Origin of the sequence: Nitratireductor sp. GZWM139 (assembly GCF_030068685.1) — a bacterium.
Lineage (GTDB): Bacteria > Pseudomonadota > Alphaproteobacteria > Rhizobiales > Rhizobiaceae > Nitratireductor > Nitratireductor aquimarinus.
Genome location: NZ_JAMQML010000003.1, coordinates 92,601 through 115,375 on the forward strand (window position 1 = coordinate 92,601; position 22,775 = coordinate 115,375).

General features: G+C 62.4%; 20 protein-coding genes. 7 read left to right on the plus strand and 13 right to left on the minus strand.

The features are described 5' to 3' along the window. Positions 1–170: 170 nt before the first annotated feature. From NDI72_RS04555 to NDI72_RS04585, 7 genes are all read right to left on the minus strand, one after another. On the minus strand, positions 171–1,316 hold the full coding sequence (locus NDI72_RS04555; RefSeq protein ID WP_283799799.1) for an iron-containing alcohol dehydrogenase: 1,146 nt from the start codon (positions 1,314–1,316) through the stop codon (positions 171–173). Continuing rightward, positions 1,313–2,701 (minus strand): aldehyde dehydrogenase family protein, encoded by a 1,389-nt coding sequence (locus tag NDI72_RS04560; RefSeq protein WP_283799800.1) that lies wholly within the window; start codon positions 2,699–2,701, stop codon positions 1,313–1,315. The genes NDI72_RS04555 and NDI72_RS04560 overlap by 4 nt, the downstream gene beginning before the upstream one ends. A gap of 1 nt (position 2,702) precedes the next feature. Further along, on the minus strand, positions 2,703–4,070 hold the full coding sequence (locus NDI72_RS04565; RefSeq protein WP_206994745.1) for a glutamine synthetase family protein: 1,368 nt from the start codon (positions 4,068–4,070) through the stop codon (positions 2,703–2,705). A gap of 174 nt (positions 4,071–4,244) precedes the next feature. After that, positions 4,245–5,297 (minus strand): TRAP transporter substrate-binding protein, encoded by a 1,053-nt coding sequence (locus NDI72_RS04570; protein WP_283799801.1) that lies wholly within the window; start codon positions 5,295–5,297, stop codon positions 4,245–4,247. Between the two features lie 92 nt (positions 5,298–5,389). Further along, a complete protein-coding gene (locus NDI72_RS04575) occupies positions 5,390–6,712 on the minus strand; it encodes a TRAP transporter large permease (RefSeq protein WP_283799802.1) in 1,323 nt (440 codons plus the stop codon). Further along, the gene (locus NDI72_RS04580; protein ID WP_283799803.1) at positions 6,709–7,218 is read right to left on the minus strand and encodes a TRAP transporter small permease subunit; all 510 of its coding nucleotides are present in this window, start codon (positions 7,216–7,218) and stop codon (positions 6,709–6,711) included. Before NDI72_RS04580 ends, NDI72_RS04575 begins: the two co-directional genes overlap by 4 nt. Positions 7,219–7,288: 70 nt before the next feature. Next, positions 7,289–8,089 (minus strand): N-formylglutamate amidohydrolase, encoded by an 801-nt coding sequence (locus NDI72_RS04585; protein ID WP_283799804.1) that lies wholly within the window; start codon positions 8,087–8,089, stop codon positions 7,289–7,291. A 158-nt stretch (positions 8,090–8,247) separates the two neighbouring features. On the opposite strand from NDI72_RS04585, the gene NDI72_RS04590 reads away from it, so the two are divergent. Next, positions 8,248–9,093 (plus strand): MurR/RpiR family transcriptional regulator, encoded by an 846-nt coding sequence (locus NDI72_RS04590; protein WP_113153021.1) that lies wholly within the window; start codon positions 8,248–8,250, stop codon positions 9,091–9,093. A gap of 213 nt (positions 9,094–9,306) precedes the next feature. On the opposite strand, the gene NDI72_RS04595 is transcribed toward NDI72_RS04590, so the two are convergent. The 6 genes from NDI72_RS04595 to NDI72_RS04620 form a co-directional block, all read right to left on the minus strand. Next, a complete protein-coding gene (locus NDI72_RS04595; protein ID WP_283799805.1) occupies positions 9,307–9,987 on the minus strand; it encodes a GntR family transcriptional regulator in 681 nt (226 codons plus the stop codon). A 185-nt stretch (positions 9,988–10,172) separates the two neighbouring features. Beyond that, positions 10,173–11,183 carry an ABC transporter ATP-binding protein gene (locus NDI72_RS04600; RefSeq protein ID WP_113153019.1) on the minus strand — a complete coding sequence of 337 codons (1,011 nt, stop codon included), beginning with the start codon at positions 11,181–11,183 and terminating at the stop codon, positions 10,173–10,175. 9 nt (positions 11,184–11,192) lie between these two features. Next, positions 11,193–12,257 (minus strand): Gfo/Idh/MocA family protein, encoded by a 1,065-nt coding sequence (locus tag NDI72_RS04605; RefSeq protein WP_206544244.1) that lies wholly within the window; start codon positions 12,255–12,257, stop codon positions 11,193–11,195. Then, complete coding sequence (locus NDI72_RS04610) at positions 12,254–13,093, minus strand: carbohydrate ABC transporter permease (RefSeq protein WP_113153017.1); 840 nt, start codon at positions 13,091–13,093, stop codon at positions 12,254–12,256. Before NDI72_RS04610 ends, NDI72_RS04605 begins: the two co-directional genes overlap by 4 nt. 16 nt (positions 13,094–13,109) lie before the next feature. Then, positions 13,110–14,033 carry a carbohydrate ABC transporter permease gene (locus NDI72_RS04615; protein WP_283799806.1) on the minus strand — a complete coding sequence of 308 codons (924 nt, stop codon included), beginning with the start codon at positions 14,031–14,033 and terminating at the stop codon, positions 13,110–13,112. Between the two features lie 183 nt (positions 14,034–14,216). After that, on the minus strand, positions 14,217–15,473 hold the full coding sequence (locus NDI72_RS04620; RefSeq protein WP_283799807.1) for an ABC transporter substrate-binding protein: 1,257 nt from the start codon (positions 15,471–15,473) through the stop codon (positions 14,217–14,219). 395 nt (positions 15,474–15,868) lie between these two features. Here NDI72_RS04620 and NDI72_RS04625 point away from each other — a divergent pair, with 395 nt between their 5' ends. The 6 genes from NDI72_RS04625 (at position 15,869) to NDI72_RS04650 (ending at position 22,582) form a co-directional block, all read left to right on the plus strand. Further along, complete coding sequence (locus tag NDI72_RS04625; protein WP_283799808.1) at positions 15,869–16,762, plus strand: glucosamine kinase nucleotide-binding domain-containing protein; 894 nt, start codon at positions 15,869–15,871, stop codon at positions 16,760–16,762. Next, entirely contained in the window at positions 16,759–17,517 is a 759-nt protein-coding gene (locus NDI72_RS04630) for a GntR family transcriptional regulator (protein ID WP_206547859.1), read from the plus strand. Before NDI72_RS04625 ends, NDI72_RS04630 begins: the two co-directional genes overlap by 4 nt. Positions 17,518–17,544: 27 nt before the next feature. Beyond that, complete coding sequence (nagA, locus tag NDI72_RS04635; RefSeq protein ID WP_283799809.1) at positions 17,545–18,705, plus strand: N-acetylglucosamine-6-phosphate deacetylase; 1,161 nt, start codon at positions 17,545–17,547, stop codon at positions 18,703–18,705. A gap of 143 nt (positions 18,706–18,848) precedes the next feature. Further along, positions 18,849–21,044, plus strand: coding sequence for a heavy metal translocating P-type ATPase (locus NDI72_RS04640; RefSeq protein WP_502888373.1), 2,196 nt, complete (start codon positions 18,849–18,851; stop codon positions 21,042–21,044). 636 nt (positions 21,045–21,680) lie between these two features. Further along, entirely contained in the window at positions 21,681–21,839 is a 159-nt protein-coding gene (locus NDI72_RS04645) for a helix-turn-helix domain-containing protein (protein WP_283799811.1), read from the plus strand. Between the two features lie 26 nt (positions 21,840–21,865). Then, a complete protein-coding gene (locus NDI72_RS04650; protein ID WP_283799812.1) occupies positions 21,866–22,582 on the plus strand; it encodes a LysR substrate-binding domain-containing protein in 717 nt (238 codons plus the stop codon). The last annotated feature ends 193 nt before the right edge of the window (positions 22,583–22,775 follow it).

Sequence of the window (22,775 nt, forward strand, 5' to 3'; positions counted from 1 at the left end):
ATCCGCCTGCCGGCACCTTCTCCCCGCGCGCGGGGAGAAGGAGGAAGTTTTGGTGTTAGCGCCCTTCACTGCATCGGTGAAATGGTTCCGCCGTCATCGCCGCGCTGTCCTTCTCCCCGTGAACGGGGAGAAGGTGCCGGCAGGCGGATGAGGGGCGCGTGCGCCGAACCTCAGATGCAGGCTTCGAACAGCGCTTTCGTGTTGGCGGCGGTCATTTTGACCGGGTTGCCGCCGGCGCTTGGGTCTTCCAGCGCCATCGCCACCATCTCGTCGATGCGATCCGTGCCGACGCCCATGTCGCCCAGCCGGTCGGGAATGCCGAGATCGGCCCGAAGCTGCATCACGAAATCGAAGAACCCGTCGAACCCGCCCGCAATGCTCAGATAAGCGGCAGCGGCGGCGATGCGGTCCTCGATTTCCGGGCGATTGAGCTTCAGCACCGCTGGCATGACAACGGCATTGGTGGTGCCGTGATGGGTGTTGTAGATCGCGCCGACCGGATGCGACAGCGCGTGGATCGCGCCGAGCCCCTTCTGGAAGGCGACCGCGCCCATGGCGGCAGCGCTCATCATGTGCGCGCGGGCTTCCAGATCACTGCCATTTTCATAGACACGCGGCAGGTTTTCCTTCACGAGCCGAAGCCCCTCCAGCGCAATGCCCTGGCTCATCGGGTGATAGAAGGGCGATGAATAGGCTTCCAGACAGTGGGCAAAGGCGTCCATGCCGGTGCCCGCGGTGATCGCCTTCGGCATGCCGACGGTCAGTTCGGGATCGCAGATCACCACCGAGGGCAGAATTTTCGGATGGAAGATGATCTTCTTCACATGGGTCTGCGAATTGGTGAGAACGCCCGCGCGGCCCATTTCCGAGCCGGTGCCTGCCGTGGTGGGCACGGCCACATTGGGGGCGATCTTCGAGGCGTCGGCGCGGGTCCACCAGTCGCCAATATCCTCGAAATCCCAGACCGGCCGCGTCTGACCGGCCATGAAGGCGATCAGCTTTCCCAGATCAAGGCCCGAGCCGCCGCCAAAGGCGACGACGCCATCATGTCCGCCATCCACGAACGCCCTGATGCCGGCTTCGAGGTTCTTCTCATTGGGATTGGGGTCGACCTCCGAGAAGAGCGCGCGGCCAAGGCCTGCCTCCTCCAGAATGCCGAGGGCATTGTTTGTGATCTCCATGCCGGCGAGGCCCCGGTCGGTGACGAGCAGGGGCCTTGTGATGCCGGCCGCTTTGCAGGCCTCGGCCAGTTCCCGGATGCGGCCCGCGCCGAACCGCACGGAGGTGGGATAGGACCAGTTTCCTTCGAGCTTCATGCCTGTTTCTTTCTCAGATGGTAGGATTTCGGACGGGTCAGATTGTGATAGCCGATTTCCGACAATGCACCGCCGCGCCCGGTGTTCTTGCAGCCGGTCCAGCACAGGGCGGGATCGAGATAATCGGCGCGGTTCATGAACACGGTGCCCGTGTCGATTTCGGCTCCGAGTGACGCCGCACGGTCCGGATCGGCGGTCCAGAGCGAGGCGGTGAGGCCGAATTCGCAATCGTTCATGAGGTCGAGGGCTTCGGCGTCGTTCTTCACCGGCATGATGCCGACGACCGGGCCAAAACTCTCCTCGCGCATCACCCGCATCTGGTGGTTCACGTTCACAAGGATCTGCGGCATGAGATAGGTGCCGCCATCATCCTCGGGGAAGGCTTTCGGATCGACCAGCGCTTTCGCGCCCTGTGCCAGCGCATCTTCGGTCTGGCTGCGCACTTCGGCTGCAAACCGGCGGTTGGCCATGGGACCGATGGTGGTTTCTGCATCGAACGGGTTGCCGAGCTTCAGCTTGCCGACCCATTCGGCGGATTTCTCGACGAAACTGTCGAAATGCCGCTCGGCCACATAGATGCGCTCAATGCCGCAGCAGCACTGGCCGGCATTGAACATCGCGCCGTCCATCAGGCCATCGACCGCCCAGTCGATATCCGCATCGTCCATCACATAGGCGGGATCCTTGCCGCCGAGTTCAAGCCCGAGCCCGGTGAAGGTGCCGGCAGCCGCCCGCTCGATGGCGCGCCCGCCGCCGACGGAGCCTGTGAAGTTGATGAAGTCGAAAGAGCGTTCGCCGATCAGTTTTTCCGTTCCGGCATGGTCGAGGAAGAGGTTGACGAACAGCTCTTCGGGAATGCCCGCCTCATGGAAGGCGCGCACGATGCGCTCACCCACCAGCAGCGTCTGCGTGGCGTGTTTGACGGCGACGGCATTGCCCGCGATGAGGGCGGGAACGATGGTGTTCATGGCCGTCATGTAGGGATAGTTCCACGGCGCGATGACGCCGACCAGCCCGTGGGGTACGCGTTCGATGCGGCGGTCGAAATTCTCTGAATCCTCCAGAACGATGGGGGCGAGGCCGCGAGCGGCGACCCCGGCCATATAGGAGGAGCGCTCGTTCATCCCGCCGAACTCGCCGCCATAGCGCACCGGGCGGCCCATCATGTGGGCAAGCTCGGGCACCACCTCGTCTTTCATCTCGTTGAGGCGGGCGACGCCGGCGTTCACCATCGCGACGCGCTCATCAAGCGGACGCGCGGCCCAGGCCTTTTGCGCCTGGCGCGCACGCGCCAGAAGGGCAGAAGCCATGTCGGGGTCCATCACGGCGCGCTCGGCATAGACCGAGCCGTCGATGGGGGAAATGCATTGCAGTGTCTTGGTCATGTCATGCTCTCTCAAAACCGCGCCTGACCTCCCAGTCGGTCACGCGACGATCATACTCGGATTGTTCCCACCGGGCTGCGTGGACGTAATGATCCACCACTGCGTCGCCAAAGGCTTCACGCAGCATGGCCGAACCGTCCAGTGCGGTGGTGGCGTCGCGCAGGGTTTTCGGTATTTCGCGCACGCCCTGGCCTTCATAGGCATCGCCAACGAAGGCCGGCTCCAGCCCGGTCTTGTTCTCGATGCCGTGAATGCCCGCCGCAATCAGCGCGGCGAAGGCCAGATAGGGGTTCAGGTCGGCGCCGCCGACCCGGCATTCCACGCGCACCGCCTTGGTGTCCGAACCGCAGACGCGGTAGCCCGCCGTGCGGTTGTCGAACGACCAGATCGCCTTGGTGGGGGCGAAGGTTCCGGCTGCAAAGCGCTTGTAGGAATTGATATAAGGCGCGAGGAAACAGGTGATCTCGCCGGCATGGGCGAGAAGCCCGGCCATGTAGTGCCGCATGAGCGGGGACATGCCGTGTTCGCCCGCCGGATCGAAGAAAAGCGGCTTGCCGTCGAGCGTCCACAGAGACTGGTGGACATGGGAGGAATTGCCGGCGGCGCTGTCGTCCCACTTGGCCATGAAGCTGACGGCGCGCCCGGCCTTCCACGCGATCTCCTTGCAGCCATTCTTCACGATTGAATGGCGGTCGGCCATGGTCAGCGCGTCGGTGTAGCGGACATTGATTTCTTCCTGTCCGGCATCCGCCTCGCCCTTGGAGTTCTCCACCGGCACATCCGCGCCATGGAGGCCGTTGCGGATCGCCCGCATCACATCCTCCTCCTTGGTGGTCTGGAAGATGTGATAATCCTCGTTGTAGGCGCTGATGCGCTCCAGCCCGCGATAGCCCTTTGCGGCGGCTTCCTCAAACGTGTCGCGGAACAGGTGGAACTCCAGTTCCGAGGCCATCATCGCCTTCATGCCCATGGCTTCCAGCCGCGCGACCTGCTTTTTCAGGATGGCGCGGGGCGAGTGCGGCACGTCCTCATGGGTGTGGTGGTCGAGCACGTCGCACAGAACCAGCGCTGTGCCTTCCAGCCAGGGAATGCGGCGCATGGTCGAGAGGTCCGGCTTCATCGTGTAATCGCCATAGCCCGCCGACCAGCTCGTCGCGTGGTAGCCCTCGACGGTGAACATCTCCATGTCGGTGGCGAGCAGATAGTTGCAGCTATGGGTTTCCTCAAAGGCGCTTTCCAAAAAATATTCCACATGGAAGCGTTTGCCCATCAGGCGCCCCTGCATGTCGACCAGCGCCACGAGCACGGTGTCGATCTCGCCGGCCTCTGCCGCTGCTCTGAGGCTTTCCAGTGTCAGTTTGCCCGCCATTCAATTCGTCCTGTCGGTGGTTCCCGATCGCCGCGCGTCATCCGGACGCTCAAACGGTGATCTGACTTGCGGATTGAGCACCGGGACAAAGGAAAACCGCTTTCGCGGCTCTGTCCGATGCTTCGGGATATGGCCCCGGCGCGAACGCCCCGGGGCCATGAAGTCGCGTTGCGCTCAGCCGTAGCGATAGGGCGGACCGGCCTTCTGCATGAGGGAACGGTAGTTGCGCAGGATCTCGACCACGCGCTCTTTGCGACCGCCTTCGGCAGCGATCTCGTCCCAGAAGTTTTCGGCCTCGGCTTCCACCGTCGCCCATTCGGCATCGGGAATGGTGGTGAGTTCCATCTTGCCGCCATTGACGCGCAGATCTGCTTCGCCCGCCCAGTACCAGTACAGGCGGTAATAGTGCGACGAGTCCATGGCGAGCCGGAAGAGTTGCTTGAGATGGTCCGGCACTTCGTTCCAGCGGTCGGAATTGGCGAAGAAGGAGCCAACCCACGCGCCGCAGATATTGTTGGTGAGCAGGTAGGGCGTGACGTCGGCCCAGCCCACCGTGTAGTCCTCGGTGATGCCCGACCAGGCGATGCCGTCGAGCTCGCCCGTCTGCACCGCCACTTCCACGTCTTCCCAGGGCAGGGTGACGGGCACGACGCCGAAGCGGGAAAGGAACTTGCCGGCTGTTGGGAAGGTGAAGACACGTTTGCCCTTCAGGTCTTCCAGGCTCTTGATCGGTTCCTTGGTGTTGAAGTGGCACGGATCCCAGGAGCCGGCGGAAAGCCAGGTCACGCCTTCCACCTCGCCATAGGCCTCTTCCCAGATCTCGGCCAGGCCATGCTTGTAGAACAGCGCCTGCACGTCCAGCGAATAGCGCGTGGCGAAGGGGAAGTAGCCGCCGAACACCGACACATCGACCGGAGCGGCCATGGAATCGTCATCCGACTGCACGGCATCGATCGTGCCGTTCTGCATGGCGCGGAAAAGCTCGCCCGTCGGAACCAGCTGGTCGGCGTGGTAGAGCTCGATCACCATTTCGCCATTGGCCGCCTTGTTGAAAGCGTCGATGGCGGGTTTGACGACATGCTCTGCGAGCGCCGGTCCGGCATAGGTCTGCAGCCGCCAGCGGATCGGGCTCTGCGCGCGAACATAAGGCGTTGCCAGGGCCGTGGTGCCAGCGGCCGCCGCCGATGCCATGCCCGCTTTCTTCAGAAAGTCGCGTCTGTTTTGCATCTCTGTTCACTCCTCTGGTTGTTGTCCCGGTCGTTGATGCCGGGCATTGGCGCAGGCTTTTCTGGTCGTGACCTCCTTGGGTTTTTGGCGTGTCAGCGAAGGTAGACGTGCTGGGGAAGCCACAGCGCGATCTGCGGGAAGACCATGACGATGATGAGCGCGAACACCATCACCGCCACGAAGGGCACAATGGATCGGTAGATGTCTCCGAGCTTGATTTCCGGCGGCGCCATGGCGCGCATCAGGAACAGATTGTAGCCGAAGGGCGGGGTCATGTAGGCGATCTGGCAGGTGATCGTGTAGAGCACGCCGTACCAGATGAGGTCGAAGCCGAGCAGCTTGACCAGCGGCACGTAGAGCGGCGCGACGATGACCAGCATGGCCGTGTCGTCCAGGAACATGCCCATGATGAGATAGGAGAGCTGCATCAGGATCAGCACCTCCCAGGGCGACAGGCCGAGCTGGTCGAGGAAGAAGCCCTCGATGGCCTTGACCGCGCCGAGCCCGTCGAACACCGCGCCGAAGCAGAGCGCGGCCAGAATGATCCACATGAACATGCATGAGACGGAGAGCGTCTTGCGCACCGTGTCGTGCACCACTTTCAGCGTCAGCCGGCCACGGATGGCGGCAGCCGCCGTTGCCGAAACCGCGCCGATGGCGGAGCTTTCCACGAGGCTGGTGATGCCCATGACGAAGAGCCCGGTCATCAGGAAGAAGATCATGAAGGGCAGGATGCCGGCCGACAGGAGCTTGATCTTTTCCGACATCGGAATGCGCCGCTCTTCCGCCGGAAGGACGGGGCCGAGATTGGGCTGCAGCCAGCAGCGCACGGCGATGTAGACGATGAACAGGCCGGCCATCAGGAGACCCGGAAACACGCCGGCAAGCCAAAGCTGGCCGACCGGCTGGCGCGCGATCATTGCGTAGAGCACGAGCACGACGCTTGGCGGCACGAGAATGCCCAGTGACGAGCCTGCCTGGATGACGCCGGTCACCATGATCTTGTCATAGCCGCGCCGGAGCAGCTCGGGCAGCGCGATGGTCGCGCCGATGGCCATGCCGGCGACCGACAGTCCGTTCATGGCCGAGATCACGACCATCAGGGCGATGGTGCCGATGGCAAGCCCGCCGCGCACCGGCCCGAACCAGACATGGAACATCTTGTAGAGATCGTCGGCGATGCCCGATTCCGACAGCATGTAGCCCATGTAGATGAACAGCGGCAGCGTTAGCAGCGCGTACCATTTCATCAGCTTCATGGCGGCCGAGAAGGCGATCTCGGAGCCGCCCGTGCCCCACAGAAGAAGCGCGAACACCACGGCGATGAAGCCGATGGCGCCAAACACGCGCTGGCCGGTCAGAAGCAGGCCCATCATGCCCGTGAACATGAGGATGGCGGTGAGTTCGTAGCTCAAGTGAGTTCCTCCCCGCGCACCCGCGCCAGATCCTTGAAGAGCTGGGCCACCGCCTGAAGCAGCGTCAGCGCGATGCCGATGCACATGATGATCTTGATGGGCGCCATGTAGGGCGACCAGGACGAGTAGCTGGTTTCGCCGTATTTCAGCGCGTAGGACGTGGAGGAAAAGCCGCCGTAAAGGAGCAGCGACAGGTAGAAGATCAGGAACAGGATGGTGATGGAATCGACGATGGCCTTGGTGCGCGGCGACCACCGCGCATAGATCACGTCCATCCGCACGTGGGAATCGTTCTGCAGCGCCCATCCGCCGCCGACCATGTAGTAGGCGACCATGGCGAACTGCGCCATTTCCAGCGTCCACAGCGGCGGAATGGACACGGTCTTCATGATCGACGAGTACAGCAGGATGCCGATCATCAGGAAGATCATGTACATGACCACCAGGCCGACATAATGGTTCGTCCGGTCGATCAGGCGCACATAGCGCCTTATGGCGTTTGGCATCGGCTCCTGTCTCCCATTCCTCTCTCCCTCGTTCCCCGTTCTGGTTTCGCCGCCAGCCCTGTTTTTGTTGTCAGTTCTGCTTTGGGCCGGCTGCGTGTATGTCGATGTGAAAGCGCTCCAGCGCTGCTTCGAGCAGCCGCGCAGTGCGCTCCGCCCATTCCTGTTGCCCCGCCTCGTCGGCAATCAGGTCGCTGCAATATTCGATCATGACATTCAGGAGGCCGTGCTGGATGGCGTGGAGGCGCAGCGTGTGCGTGACGCCATCATCCGGCCCGTAAGGATAGTTGCGCATCGCATTGGCGACGCCTTCCTCCTCGGCGTGCTGAAGCATGGCGTCGGCCAGCCGCCGGTCGCGGTCATGCAGAATGCCGACGGCGCGATGGCGGGCGATGCCGAAATAGACGCGCGTGAAGGAGTGGATCGTGACGATGACCGGCAGTTTCTCCGGGCCGGTGCGGCTGGCGATCAGCTCCGCCAGCGCATCGCGAAACGGTTCGTAGATTGCCGCGACGCGCTCGCGCCGGGCATCGTCGGAAAGGTTGCGGTTGCCTGGAATGGCGTGGACTTCGCTCATTTCCGGGATTGCGTCCATCGCCTCCGGCGGGCGATTGCAGTCATAGACGAGGCGCGAAAAACGCTGATGGATCAGTGGCGCGTCGAGCAGGGCCGAGAGCCTGCGCGCGGTGGCCAGCGCACCGATGTCCCAGGCCGCGTGGCTTGCCAGCGTTTCCGGCTTTGCGCCAAGCGTTGAAAGCGCGCGCGGGATGGAGCGCGAAGCGTGCTCGCACACGAGAATGACCGGCGACTGCCCGTCTGCGCGCTCGATCTCGAATGGCTGTCCCTCGGATGGAGCAAGCAATGCCCTGACCATCAAACCTCCACACAAGCCGTCCGTTCCCTTGTTGTTTTTTGAGTGGAACGATCCCCTGAAACGGCTCTGTAATATTGATTAGCATTGCCGCTCATTTGTCAATCGTGTAATTTTTGTTACGGAATGGGGCAGCGCCTTTTGGAGAAACGCGTTTGGGAATGAAAGAACAGGTTCACGCAGCGCTCGGCCAGATGACGGGCGCAGAGCGCAAAGTGGCGCATGCGTTTCTCGCCAACTATCCGAGCAGCGGCCTGTCGACGGTTGCCGAGTTCGCCGCTCTTGCCGGAACCAGCGCGCCGACCGTGCTGCGCTTCGTCTCGCGGCTGGGTTTCTCCGGGTATCCGGAGTTTCAGCGCCTGCTGCGCACGGAGATCCAGGCGGAGCTTCTCTCGCCGCTGGAAAAAGGCGACACCTCGCCGGCGCGCAGCGCGGATGGCTCAGCGCTCGGGTCATACTTCGCACGGGCGACCGCCAACATTCAGGCGACGCTCGACGCCATTCCCGAAAGCGAGTTCGAGGCTGCCTGCGCGCTGCTTTCAGATCACAAATCGGCCTGCTACATGCTTGGCGGGCGCTTCAGCGATGCCATTGCGCGCTACATGGCGGCGCATCTGCGCATCGTGCGGCCCAATGTGCGCCGCTTTCAGGACCAGACCTCCACCTGGGACGATCAGTTGCTGGATGTGAGGGCAGGGGACGTGGTGGTGCTGTTCGACATTCGCCGCTACCAGCGCGACCTCGTGCATCTGAGTGAGCTTCTTTGCGAACGCAAGGCGCGCATTGTGCTCATCACCGACACCTGGCTTTCGCCGATCTCACATTACGCGCGGGTGGTTCTGCCCTGCGCCATCGATTCCGGCCGAACCTGGGATTCCGGGGTCGTGCTGATGGCGCTGGCGGAAGCCATTGTCGACCGTGTGACGCACCGGGACTGGGACGCCGCGCGCAGCCGCATTCAGGCGCTGGAGCACATTCACTGGAACAAGCCGCCTGCCACGGAGTAGCCGGGAGTATCAGCCGGTTGCGCCGAGCGCCCTCGTGGTTCGACAGGCTCACCATGAGGGCTATACTGGAGGCCGGCGCAAGGCATTGAAAATGCTCTGCCTCACATGTTCAGAAAGCGCAATTCAGCGCATTACACCGCCCTCGGCAGTCCAACAGCCCTCATGGTGAGCCTGTCGAACCACGAGGGCGCGGGGCACCAAGCGGATCGCACCTCACTTGCAGAGCGGACGCAGCAGGGCCTGTGTTGCGCCAATGTCGGCATTGATGGCCTGGCGCAGGCCAATGCCGTCCTGTCTGCGCAGGGCGGCGATGGCGTCGTGATGATGGCGGGTGAAGTTCTTGCCTTCCGGCGAGCGCAGAATTTGCTCCAGGTGGCGTGAGAGAAGGCGCATGTAAGGGCCGAAACGGAGCCATAAGGTTTCCGCGATTTGCAGCAGCACGTCCGAACCGGAACAGCGATAAAGCGTGAAATGGAAATCACGGTTTTTCACGAGCATCTCGTAGATGCTCTCCTCGCCGCTTGAGGCGTCATGTGCGGTGGTGAGGCGCTCGAGCGTGCCGATGGCCTCGTCCGTCGCCTGGGTGGAGGCGAGCTCTGCGGCAAGTCCTTCCACTGCGACACGGGCGCGGCACAGATCATCGAGCCTTGCGATGCTGATGGCGGGGATGCGGGCGGAGCCGTTTGAGGCGATTTCGAGCGCGTTCTCGGCAGCAAGCCGGCGAAGGGCTTCGCGCACCGGCATGTGGCTGGTGCCAAAAGTCTCCGCGAGCGATGCAATTGTGAGTGTCTGGCCGGGATCGAAACGACCGACCATGAGCGCATGACGAAGCTGCTGGTAGACGCCGTCCTGAATGGTGACGCGTCGGGAGACCGGGACAAATCCGCTATCCATGGCCAATCCAACCTCCTGTCCGTATCAAACGCACGATAACAGCTTCCGGTGGACGGGTTAAGGATAGACTAAGCAATGGTTGCGGCGCGTTTTGGCGCAGGGGGAACAGGGAGGGCAGGAGTGGGCAGGGAGGGGCGCAGACATGAAACCTGCCCGCGCCCCCTGCGATATTGAGTGGAGCCTGTTCAGCCGTTCCGGCGGATGGCCTTGCCCTCGTCGTCGAAGCGGAAGACGCGGTTCTCGTCGAACTTTGCCTGCTGAGTGCTGTCGATCTCGAAGTTCTGCTCGCCGAACAGGCGCGCGCAGACGAGGCCGGATTCGCCGCAGTCCAGATAGACATTGGTGTCTGCACCCAGATGCTCGATGTGAGAGACACGGCCTTCGATATCGCCGCCTTCGGCAACAATGGAGATGTGTTCGGGACGAATGCCGATGGTTTTCGCATCGTCGCGGCCAAGCCGTGCAGCCTCGATGAAGTTCATCTGCGGCGACCCGATGAAGCCGGCGACAAACAGATTGGCCGGATCGTTGTAGAGTTCCATCGGCGTGCCGACCTGCTCGATCCTGCCGGCATTCAGAACGACGATGCGGTCGGCCAGCGTCATGGCTTCGGTCTGGTCATGGGTGACGTAGACCATGGTCGCGCCCAGTTCGCGGTGGAGACGCGCGATCTCCAGACGCGTGTTGACGCGCAGCGCCGCATCGAGGTTTGAAAGCGGTTCATCGAACAGGAAGAGCTTGGGCTTGCGCACCACCGCGCGACCAATGGCGACGCGCTGGCGCTGGCCGCCCGAAAGCTCTGCCGGCCGGCGGTCGAGATAGGGCTCGAGCGACAGCATTTTCGAAGCGAAATCGACACGTTCGGCAATGTGCGCGGCCGGGTGTTTCGCTTGTTTCAGGCCGAGGCTCATATTGTCGCGCACGGTGAGGTGCGGATAGAGCGCGTAGGTCTGGAACACCATGGCGATGCCGCGCTTGGAGGGCGGCGTTGTGTTGACTTCGGCGCCGTCGATTTCGACATGGCCGCCGCTGGCGTCCTCCAGCCCGGCGATGATGCGCAGAAGGGTGGATTTTCCGCAGCCCGACGGGCCGACGAAGATGACGAGTTCGCCGTCCTGAACCTCCAGGTCCACGCCCTTGATGACGTCTACCTGGCCGAACGACTTGGTGATGTTCTTGAGTGCGAGTGAGCCCACGGTTTCGTCCTACAGTTCTACTTCTTTGCCGCTTCGCACGCTTTCGTCGGCGGCGAGGCAGATGTTGAGAGATTGCACGGCATCGTTCATGTGCCGCGAGAGATCGATGTCTTCGCGGATGGCTTTGAGAACGAAGGCCTGTTCGCGGTCGCACAGCTCCTGATGGCCCGGCTCGCCTTCCATGGAGAGGAGCGTGTCCTCATTGGCAAAGCGGCCCTGGGCATTGGTTTCGGCCCTGTGGATGCGGATGCGTGAGGTTTTCGTGTGGGCGTCGATGTCGTCCGATTTCGCGCCCTCGTCCATGACGATGGAGACGCAGCCATTCGGCGACACGATGTCCTTCACGAAGAAGGCGGTTTCCGACATCATCGGCCCCCAGCCGGCTTCATACCAGCCGACTGAACCGTCTTCGAACATCACCTGGAAATGTCCGTAATTGTACATATCCGGGGCGATTTCGTCTGAAAGCCGGACCCCCATGCCGCGCACCTTCACCGGTTTGGCGTCGGTGATCTGGCACATCACGTCCACATAGTGCACGCCGCAGTCGACGATGGGCGGCGTGGTCTCCATCAGCTGCTTGTGTGTGTGCCAGCTCGGACCGGAGGACTGCTGGTTCAGGTTCAGCCGGAACACGTAAGGCCCGCCGAGCCCGCGCGCTTCCTCGATCAGCCGCACCCAGGAGGGGTGGTGACGCAGAATGTAGCCGACGACCAGCTTGCGGCCATGGGCCTTTGCCGTTTCCACCACGCGCCTTGCATCTGCGACATTGGTGGCCAGCGGCTTTTCCACGAACACATGTGCGCCGGCTTCCATCGCGGCGATGGCGTAGGCCGCATGGCTGTCGGAATAGGTGTTGACGGAGGCGAGATCCGGCCGGGTTTCGGCCAGCGCTTCCTCATAGCCGGTGAAGTGCGGATAGGCTTTCAGCGCATCCGGCAGGTCCGGCTTCGAGCGGCTGACAAGGCCGACGATCTCGAAACCGGGATTGGCGTGATAGGCGAGCGCGTGGCTCATTCCCATATTGCCGAGGCCTGCGACCAGCACCCGCACGGGCGTCTCCTGCGCACTCATTTCACTGCTCCCGAGGTGATGCCGCGGATGAGCTGGCGCGAGAAGATCAGATAGAGGATCAGCACCGGCAGGATGGCGAGCGAGAGGGCCGCCAGAACCGCGTTCCAGTTGGTGACGAACTGGCCGATGAAGACCTGTGCGCCAAGCGTGATGGTTTTCGTTTCCTCGGCAGGGGCGAGGATCAGGGGGAACCACAGATCGTTCCAGATCGGGATCATGGTGAAGACCGCGACCGTGGCCATGGCCGGCCGCACCAGCGGCAGGACGAGGCGGAAGAAGATGCGGTATTCGCTGAGCCCGTCGATGCGACCGGCGTTCTTCAGGTCGTCGGATACCTGTCGCATGAACTCCGACAGGATGAAGACGGCCAGCGGCAGGCCCTGCGCCGTGTAGACGAGGATCAGCGAGGTCAGTGTGTTGACGAGGCCGGAGGCGGCCATCATCTGCAGGATCGCCACGGTGCCGAGCCGGATCGGGATCATGATGCCGAGCGCCAGGTAAAGGCCCATCAGCGAATTGCCCTTGAAGCGGTATTCGGCAAGCGCGAAGGCGGCCATGGCGCCGAACAGCAGCACCATGAACAGCGACACGACGGTGACGATGAAGCTGTTCTGGAAATAGAGCAGGAAGTCGCCCTGTTTCAGAACGGTTTCGAAGCCGACCAAGCTGAAGCTTTCCGCATTGGGCAGCTCCAGCGGCGTGCGGAAGATGGCCTTGCGCGACTTGAAGGCGTTGATGACGATCACGAACACCGGGAACAGTGCGATGATCGTGTAGGTGGCCAGCACCGCATGGGCGGCGATGGAGCGGGCGGGGGAGTGTCTTGCCATGCTCATGTCTGTGTCCTCCCGCTCAGAACTGGTAGCGGCGCAGCCGCCGCTGGATGCCGAACAGATAGATCGACACGCCGATGAGAATGATGACGAACATGGCGGTGGCGATGGCCGCGCCCAGGTTCGGGTCACCCAGCTGAAGCTGGAAGCCGAAGAAGGTGCGGAACATGAACGTGCCCAGAATGTCGGTCGAGAAATCTGGTCCCGCCAGCGCGCCCTGCGTGGCGTAGATCAGGTCGAACGCGTTGAAATTGCCGACAAAGGTGAGGATCGAGATGATGCCGATGGCGGGCAGGATAAGCGGCAGTTTGACCTTCCAGAACTGCGCCATGCCGGTGATGCCGTCGCACTCGGCGGCTTCCAGAAGCTCGTCCGGGATGGAGAGCAGCGCGGCATAGATCAGCATCATCGGAATGCCGACGAACTGCCACACCGAAATCAGCGCCAGCGTCGTCAGCGCGTAGGCTTCCTTGCCGAGCCAGGGCTGGAAAAGGCTTTTCAGGCCGACCATGTCGAGCAGGTTGGGGGCCACGCCCCATAACGGGCTCAGGATGAGTTTCCACGCAAAGCCTGCAATGACGAAGGAAAGGATCGTCGGGATGAAGATGGCCGTGCGATAGAAGGAGCGCATGCGCAGGCGCGGGCTTGAAAGCAGCGCAGCCAGAAGAATGCCGATCGGGTTCTGCACGATCATGTGAACGATGAAGAACCAGATGTTGTTCTTGAGCGCGTTCCAGAACTGATCCGACCATTGCGGATCGCCGAACAGGGCGCGGAAATTTTGCAGGCCCACATAGACCTGGCTGTTTTCCACGTCGCTGTACATGGCCAGCTGCAGTGTGCTGAACAGCGGGATGATCATGATGGCCGTGTAGATCAGCACGGCGGGCGCCAGAAACACGGCGATATGCCAGCGTATGGGCTTCTTGGTGGCTTGGGCCATGGAACGTCTCTCTAGAGCATTTCCCGTTCGGAATGAACCAATGCGATGGAAAAGGAACTGCTCAACTTATTGAATCTGGAGCCATTTCTTGCCGATCAGGTGATTTCATCTGATCGGAAAAGGCTCTATGGCGCCGGGCCCGCGCAGGTGGCGGACCCGGCTTCCTGTTCAAAGGATCAGGATTTACTGCTGCGGCTCGTACCAGCCTGCCAGGCCGTCCTGAAGCTGCTTCGCGCCATCCTCGGGCGACTGTGCGCCGCGCAGAACATTGGCCGAGACGTTCCACATCTCGTTCCAGAGGTTCGGCGTGCCGCGCGAGATGATCTGATGCGCGGGACGGATGGTGGATTTGCAGGTTTCGCGCCAGGAAACGAATTCCTGCGCCAGCGGATCTTCCATCTCGACCGTTTCGCTGGAGAGCGAGAAGAAGCCCGGCAGCGAGTTGGCGTAGAGCGAGGCGAACTCAGCCGAACCGACCCAGTTCAGGAAGGTGCGGGCGGCTTCCGCATTCTCGGTCTTGGCGTTCATGCCGATGCCGATATCCGTGTGATCGGAGATGTAGCACTCGTCGCCGGCGTTCTGCACTGGCGGTGCGAATGCGCCCAGCTTGAAGTCGGCCTGGTCGTTGAAGATCGAGATTTCCCACGAACCGGCGGGGAAGATCGCCGCGCGGCCGAGCGTGAACAGGTTCTGGCTGTCGGGATAGGCCTGCGCCTCATAGCCGTCGCCCAGATAGGGCGCCCATGCGGCGAGCTGGCGGAAGGGCTCGACCCACTGGTCGTCGGTGAGCTTCTGCTCGCCGCTGATCAGCGCCAGACGGCCTTCTTCGCCTTTCCAGTAGTTCGGGCCGATATTGGTGTAGCCCATCGTGGCGGCTTCCCACTGGTCCTTGGCGCCCATGGCCATGGGAATGTAGGTGCCGTCTTCCTTGATCTTCTCGAGAACGGCGAAGAACTCTTCATTGGTCTTCGGCGGCTCGATGCCCAGCTCTTCGAAAGCGTCGGCATTGTAGATGAAGCCGTGGATCACGGACGCCATCGGCACGCAGAAGGTTTCCGCGCCGTCATCCGTGCTCCATGCGGCCTTCGCCACGTCGGAGAAGTTCGCCATGTTCTCCAGATCCTGGATCGCCGACAGGTGACCCTTCTGGTAGAGGCTGAGCGATGCGTCGAACGGACGGCAGGTGATCAGGTCGCCAGCCGTGCCGGCGTCCAGCTTGGAATTGAGGACCGCGTTGTACTCGGTCGGCGCGCTCGGCGCGAACTTGACCTTGATGCCGGGATTCTTGGCTTCGAAAGCCGGGATGAGCTTTTCCTGCCAGATGGTCAGGTCGTCATTGCGCCAGCTTTCGATGGTGAGCTCGGCATCCTGCGCCATCGCCACGCCGGACGCGCCGAGCATGGTTGCGGCGAGTAACGCCAGTTTGGTGGATTTCATCATGGTCTTCTCCCTGGTTTGCCCCGGGGCATCGCAGCCGCGCCTGCACGACAGGTCGCAACGGCGCCCGGAGCGCTGCTGAACTGTTCCTATGGAGGTTCTTTTTGGTAGCCGGCTCTTGAGCCCGGCCGGCATTTCCGGTTTTCTGGTCACGCACTGGCGCTTCTTTGTGTGCCTTGTGCGCTCCGCTCCCCGGACCCCTCTGCTCCTCCAATGGAGAAATTAAAGGCCAAAAAAATACCATTTGTCCAGAGGTGAATCTTTCATCTTCGAACGGTTTTTTGAGTAGCGCAGATTTTTATGAAGCAAAAACAGATGGATGCGTTAAATTATCGGCGCTCTGTTTTTTCTTGTTTCCTAGAGGTATCTTTTTGGTATCATGATTGCGAGGAGTGATCATGAGCGAATTTGTCATTGCAATCGATGGTGGGGGAACGAGCTGCCGGGCCGCATTGGCCGACCGGCATGGCAATGTTCTCGGGCGCGGAAAACGCGGCTCCGCCAATATTTTTACCGCGTCGGACGCGATTGGCGAGAACATCGTGATGGCCGCCCGTGAGGCGCTCCACGATGCAGGGCTCGATGCGCTCGATCTTTCCGGCATTCCGGCCTATCTGGGGCTTGCGGGCATCAATGTGGGTGAGCGTCAGCGGGCGCTTGCCCGGGCACTGCCATTTGCCGACACACAATTCGTGCATGACGGTCTGATCGCGCTTCAGGGCGCGCTGGGCGACAATGACGGCGTCATGGCCATTCTGGGCACCGGCTCCGCCTATGTGGCGCGATCCGGTGGTAAGCTGCGCAATGTGGGCGGCTGGGGTTTCGCCATCGGCGATCAGGGCAGTGGCGCGGTTCTTGGCCGCACGCTGCTTCAGCAGACCCTGCTCGCCCATGACGGCATTCGCGAACACACGCCGCTCAGCCGCGCCGTCATGGCGCATTTCCAGAACAATCCGGAAGCGATGGTGGAGTTCGCGCAGCAGAATGCGCGGCCGGCCGATTATGGCTCCTTCGCGCCGATGGTTTTCGAGTACGACGATCAGGGCGACCCTCTGGCCGGACGCATCCTGCGCGACACGGTGCGCGATATCACCGAGACGCTCGACACGGTCGTTTTTGACGGATGCGAACGCCTCTGCCTTCTGGGTGGTCTCGGGGCGCTCTATGCCGGGCGGCTTGAGCCGCGGCATCAGGCGATCCTGAAAGAGCCACTGGCCGACGCGCTGGGTGGTGCGGTGCAGCTTGCGCTGCGCGCGTTCCCGCCGGCCATGGAAGGGGAGGTGCGACGATGAGCGTATCGAAACTCTTCACCGAAGAGAGCGTTGCGGCCATGGGGTCCGGCCCGCTTTATGTGCGCCTGCGTCGCCTTCTTGAAGATGCGATCAGCGGCGGCGTGCTGGGCGAGGGCGCGGCCCTGCCGACCGAGCGCGACATTGCCGAACTGACGGGCTTGAGCCGTGTCACGGTGCGCCGCGCCGTCGATGATCTGGTGAAGCAGGGGCGTCTCATTCGCCGCCACGGTTCCGGCACGTTCGTTGCGCCCTCGGTGTCGCGCGTCGAGCAGTCTCTCTCGCTGCTGACCTCGTTCACCGAGGACATGGCGCGGCGCGGACTGTCTGCCCGCTCCGAGTGGCTGGAGCGGGTGGTTGTCGCGCCGTCTCCTGACGAAATGATGGTGCTGGGGCTTTCGGTGGGAGATACGGTCTCCCGGCTGGAGCGCCTGCGCATCGCCGACGATGTGCCCATGGCCATCGAGCGGGCATCCATCATCGGCAGCTTCCTTCCCGATCCGGCATCGGTCACGGATTCGCTCTATGATGCGCTGGACATGCGTTCTGCCCGGCCGTGCCGCGCCACGCAGCGCATTTCCGCGCGCAATGTGGATGAGCGCGAGGCCAAGCTTCTCAAGGTCGCGCCCGGTGAGGCCGCGCTTTATATCGAGCGCGTTTCCTACCTGCCCAATGGCCGGGTCATTGAATTCACCCGTTCGATCTATCGCGGCGACGCCTATGATTTCGTCGCCGAGCTGAAGATCCCGGAACGTTGATGTAATCCAGAAAATCGGAACCGAGACATGTCTTCTTTCGCACTCGTCGGCGCGCGCATCTTTGATGGAGACGCCTGGCAGGATAACCGGGCGCTGATCGTCGAGAACGGCCGGATTGCCGGGATCGAGCCGCTGGACGCGCTTGCTCCCGACTGCGAACGGCGCGAGGCGGGCGGTGCGATGGTCGTGCCGGGCTTCATCGATCTGCAGGTCAATGGCGGCGGCGGCGTGATGTTCGACGGCGATTGCGGGGTCGGGGGACTGCAGAAAATCTGCAGCGCGCATGCGAAATTCGGCACGACCGGGCTTCTGCCGACGCTGATCACCGATACGCGTGAATCGACCGCAGCGTCGATTGCCGCCGGTGTTGAAGCGGCGCGGATGAAGATGCCCGGCTTTCTCGGCCTGCATCTGGAAGGACCGCACCTTTCCATCGCGCGCAAGGGCGCGCATGATCCGGCGCTGATCCGTCCGCTGGAGGATGGCGATCTCGCCGCCATGATCGAGGCGCGCCGGGAGCTGCCGGCGCTGATGGTGACGCTGGCGCCCGAAAATGCGACGGCTGAACAGGTGAAGGCGCTGGTCGGGGGCGGTGTGAAGGTGAGCCTCGGGCACACGGACACGAGCTGCCGCACGGCGCTGGCCTATGCCGAGGCGGGCGCATCGCTGATAACCCATCTCTTCAATGCCATGAGCCCGCTTGCCCATCGCGAGCCGGGTGTCGTTGGCGCTGCGCTCGACAGTGGCCGTCTGTGGGTTGGCATCATTGCCGATGGTGTTCACGTCGATCCGGTGGCGATTGGCGTTGCCCTGCGCGGCAAGAATGGCCCGGCCCGCATTTTCGCGGTGACGGACGCCATGTCGACCATCGGCACCGATCTGAAATCCTTCACGCTGAACGGCCGCACGATCATGCGTGAAAACGGCCGGCTGACGCTGGAAGACGGGACGCTGGCCGGCGCCGATATCGACATGATTGCGACGGTTGCCTATCTGCACCGCACGGTCGGGCTGCCGCTCGAGGAAGCGCTTCGCATGGTAAGCGTCTATCCGGCGCAGGCCATCGGGCTCGATCACGCCAAGGGCCGCCTTGGCGCTGGCAGGGACGCCGATTTCGTGGTTCTGAACGATGATCTCGGCGTTGTCTCCACCTGGATCGGCGGCGAACCCGTGCATCAGGCCGGTTGATCGAGTTCGCGCATTTTCCCTCTTGAAGCTCTAGTGACTAGAGATCCTATCCTTGCAGGCGTTGAAAGTCTGTAAGGAGAATCATCGTGTCCTTGAAACAGGATGATAGCGCCGCAAACCCCTATTCCTGGAAGGTGGGCGGTATGGATTGTGGAAGCTGTGCGAACAAGATCCGCACAGCCGTGGAGCGTTTTCCCGGTGTGAGTGATGTCAGTGTTTCGGTGATGTCCGAGACGCTGGCCCTGTCGCTGGATGAAAACAAGACCGGGCGCGACAAGGTGGAGCGTGCGGTCAAGAAACTCGGCTATTCGATTGCACCGCGTCAGCGCGGGGAAGCGGCCGAAACGGCTACGGTCGCGCAGAGGTCCTGTTGTAGTGGGCATGACCACACGCATGGGCAGGGTTCTAAAGTTGAGCGCGCCGATCCGGGACATGGCGTTGCCGGTCATGTGCACGGCGCGGATGATGGCGACCGCAGCTGGTATCAGACCGGCAAGGGGCGTCTCGTGATCCTGACCGGACTTCTTCTGGTCGCCGCCTGGGGTGCGGAATTCCTGCTGCCGGGTGAACTCGGCATGTGGGCCTTCGTTGCGGCCTGTCTGATCGGCGTTGCGCCCATCGCCCGCCGGGCCTTTGCCGCGCTGAGTGCAGGCATGCCCTTCACCATCGAGATGCTGATGACGGTGGCCGCCGCCGGTGCCCTGTTCATTGGCGCTGCCGAGGAGGCGGCGCTTGTCGTCTTCCTGTTCGCGGTGGGCGAAGTGCTGGAAGGTGTGGCGGCCAACCGCGCGCGCGCCGGCATCCGGGCGCTGGGCGATCTGGTGCCCAAGACCGCGCTGCTTGAGGAAAACGGCAAGACCCGCAAGGTGCAGGCCGCAGAGCTGAAAATCGGCCAGATCGTCATGGTGCGGCCGGGTGACCGGATTCCTGCCGATGGCGAGATCGTCGACGGCATTGCCGGCATCGACGAAGCGCCGGTGACGGGCGAATCCGTGCCGCGCACGAAGGGCGAGGGCGAAGACGTCTTTGCCGGTTCGATCAGCACCGATGCGGCGATCCGTGTGCGCGTGACGCGCGCGCCGGAGGACAACACCATTGCGCGCATCATTCGTCTGGTCGAGGAAGCGCAGGATGCGCGTGCGCCAACGGAGCGTTTCATCGACCGGTTCAGCCGTTACTACATGCCGGCAGTGGTGGGGTTCGCCCTGCTGGTCGCCATCGTGCCGCCGCTTGCGGCGGGGGCTGCCTGGGATGTCTGGATCTATCGCGCGCTGGCGCTGCTCCTGATCGGCTGCCCCTGTGCGCTGGTGATCTCCGTTCCTGCTTCCATCGCCTCCGCACTCTCCACCGGTGCGCGGCGTGGCCTGCTTCTGAAGGGCGGAGCCGTTATCGAGGCTGCCGCCCGGACCGATCTCGTGACCTTCGACAAGACCGGCACGCTCACGGTCGGCCGTCCGGCGGTGACGGATGTGTGGGCGGCCGATGGCGATGAGGCGCGTGTTCTGGCGCTGGCTGCCGGCGTTGAAGCCGGTTCCAGCCATCCGCTGGCCGAGGCCGTTCTGGCCCATGCCGAGAGCCTTGGCGTTTCCTATGAGGCGGGCAGGGATGCGCGCGCCATTCCCGGCCGCGGTGTGGAAGCGCGCGTGGGTGGTGAGACCGTGTTCGTTGGTTCGCCGCGCCATGCCGAGGAAGAAGGCGCGATGACCGCGCTGGCAAGGAGCCGCATTGAGGCTCTCGAGGCCGAGGGCAAGACGGTTGCCGCCGTTTTCCGCGCCGGTGCGCTTTCAGGCGTGATCGCCCTGCGCGACGAGCCGCGCGAGGATGCCGCCGCCGCCATGCAGGCGCTCAAGGCGCTCGGCGTGCGCACCATGATGCTCACCGGTGACAATGCGCGCACGGCGGAAGCCATCGCGGGACGCCTTTCGATGGAGTATCGCGCCGAGCTTCTGCCCGATGACAAGGTGTCCGCGATCCGTGAGCTGACCGGTCGGAACACGGTGATGATGGTTGGCGACGGCATCAACGACGCGCCGGCGCTGGCCACCGCCAATGTTGGCGTGGCCATGGGCTCGGGCACCGATGTGGCGCTCGAATCGGCCGATGGCGCGCTTCTGCGCAACCGTGTGGGTGATGTCGCCGGCATGGTGCGGCTGGCGCGTGCGACGATGGCCAATATCCATCAGAATATCGCCATCGCGCTGGGGCTCAAGGCGGTGTTCCTGGTCACCACGGTGCTGGGCGTCACGGGGCTCTGGATCGCAATCCTTGCAGACACCGGCGCGACCGTTCTGGTGACGCTGAATGCGCTGAGGCTTCTGGGCTTCCGCATGGAGCGTTAGATCGTCCTGCGAGCGTTCGGGCGCTCAAGAGGCGGTCTGGAATATTGGTGGAGCAGCCGTCGGCTTCGACGCTTTTTCGCTCCCTTCAGAATCGGCAAAAGCCGGCCCTCGTGGCCGGCTTTTTTACGGGGTTGTATACGCATAATTATACGTGGAATTTAGTGTATAAGTTGTATTTCTTGTTTATCACTTATCGATGTTGATAACCGAGTATCCTTATGAAAAATATGGATTTTCCCGATATTGATTCCTCAAAGGTTGCATAGATATCCACATAATCCATTACAGGTTGTATATGTAATCTGAATCCGATATCGTTCAGAAGTTGTATCGAGCAGGGTACGTCGGAATTCCGGGGGTACTTATGTTTCAGCGGACATGTTTGTAGCGCCGCTTTGATCGGTTTTCCGGGTCATTCGGGTCCGGGCTGATGAGTTGGCGTCGCATCGGCAGCGCTTGGCGTGGCTGATGCAGAACGGTGCAGAGCGCATCGTGAAACTGCATCGCTCGGGTGAACCGTGTGATGCGGACGGACGGTTATTGCCGTCTTGCAGGAGCGTTGTGTGCCGCGTTCGCGGCAGCGTCTTTCAGGTCAGATTCCCACCTCTTATGAAGCGAGGCGTAGAGCATATGGGCATGCACAGACAGGATGGACTTTCATTTGCAACTTTGCGGGCTGCCGAAGCGGTCATCGACACGCGCAGCCTGACCGGCGCGGCGCAGAAGCTGGGCATCAGCCAGCCGGCAGTGAGTATGCATCTGGGCGTCTTGAGAAGGCGATCGGCACGCCGCTGATCAAGAAACTCGGCAACCGGATCATCGTGAAGGAAGAGATTTCCCGGCTTATCCGCCAGATGCTCGATCTTGAGCGGCGGCTGCGCACGGTGGGCTATGAAAAGAATGTTTCCAAGCTGAAGGTCGGTATCTGCACCTACACCGCGCCGCTGCTGCTTGCCGGGCTCGGGCGGCTTGGCAAGATCAAGGAAAGCGTGAGCTGGCGCATCGCCGATTCCAGGCGGCTTGAAGAGATGTACGATCTGGGGCAGGTGGATGCCGTTTTCCGCGCGCTCTACCCGAATGAAATGGGGCCGGATCTGATCAGCGAATATGCGATGCGGTGGATGGGCTCGCGCGAGCTGGCCGAACAGACCAAGCGAAACAGCGGCTCCATACCGGTGGTGCTGACCAATCCGCAGTCGCCGCTCGGCATTGTCGCCCGCGAATGGCTCCGCCATCGCCGTGTTTCCTATGACGTGATCGGCGAGGTGGATGACATCACCAACGCCATGAAGCTGGTCGCCAACGGGGCTGCGGTCTCACCGCTGCCGGGTTTCGTTTTCGATGGCAATCCGGCGCTGCATGAAGACTGTGTCGAGGTCATTCCGGGCGGGCTCGAGATCCGCTACGGCATGTTCTTCGACGACAAGCGTTTCAACCTGCGGCTCGCTATGGACATTTTCGAGCTTCTGCAGGGTGAGTTGCATCGCATGACACCCCCGCCTTCTGCCTATCAGGGGCAGGGCCTGGCCCATCAATAGATAGCGCCCGCCAAGTCGGCATGCCGCCGCGCAGGTCTCTGCGCGGCGCTGTTATGCCTAGGGTCAGGATCCATTAATATGGCCGCAATGGTCGGCCTGATTTGCACGGGCTACTTTGTCGCAAGTCCTTGAAAGACGTGAAGTCTTCCTGCGGCCTTGCTTCGCGTATCCGCACAAATCAGGCCGACCATTG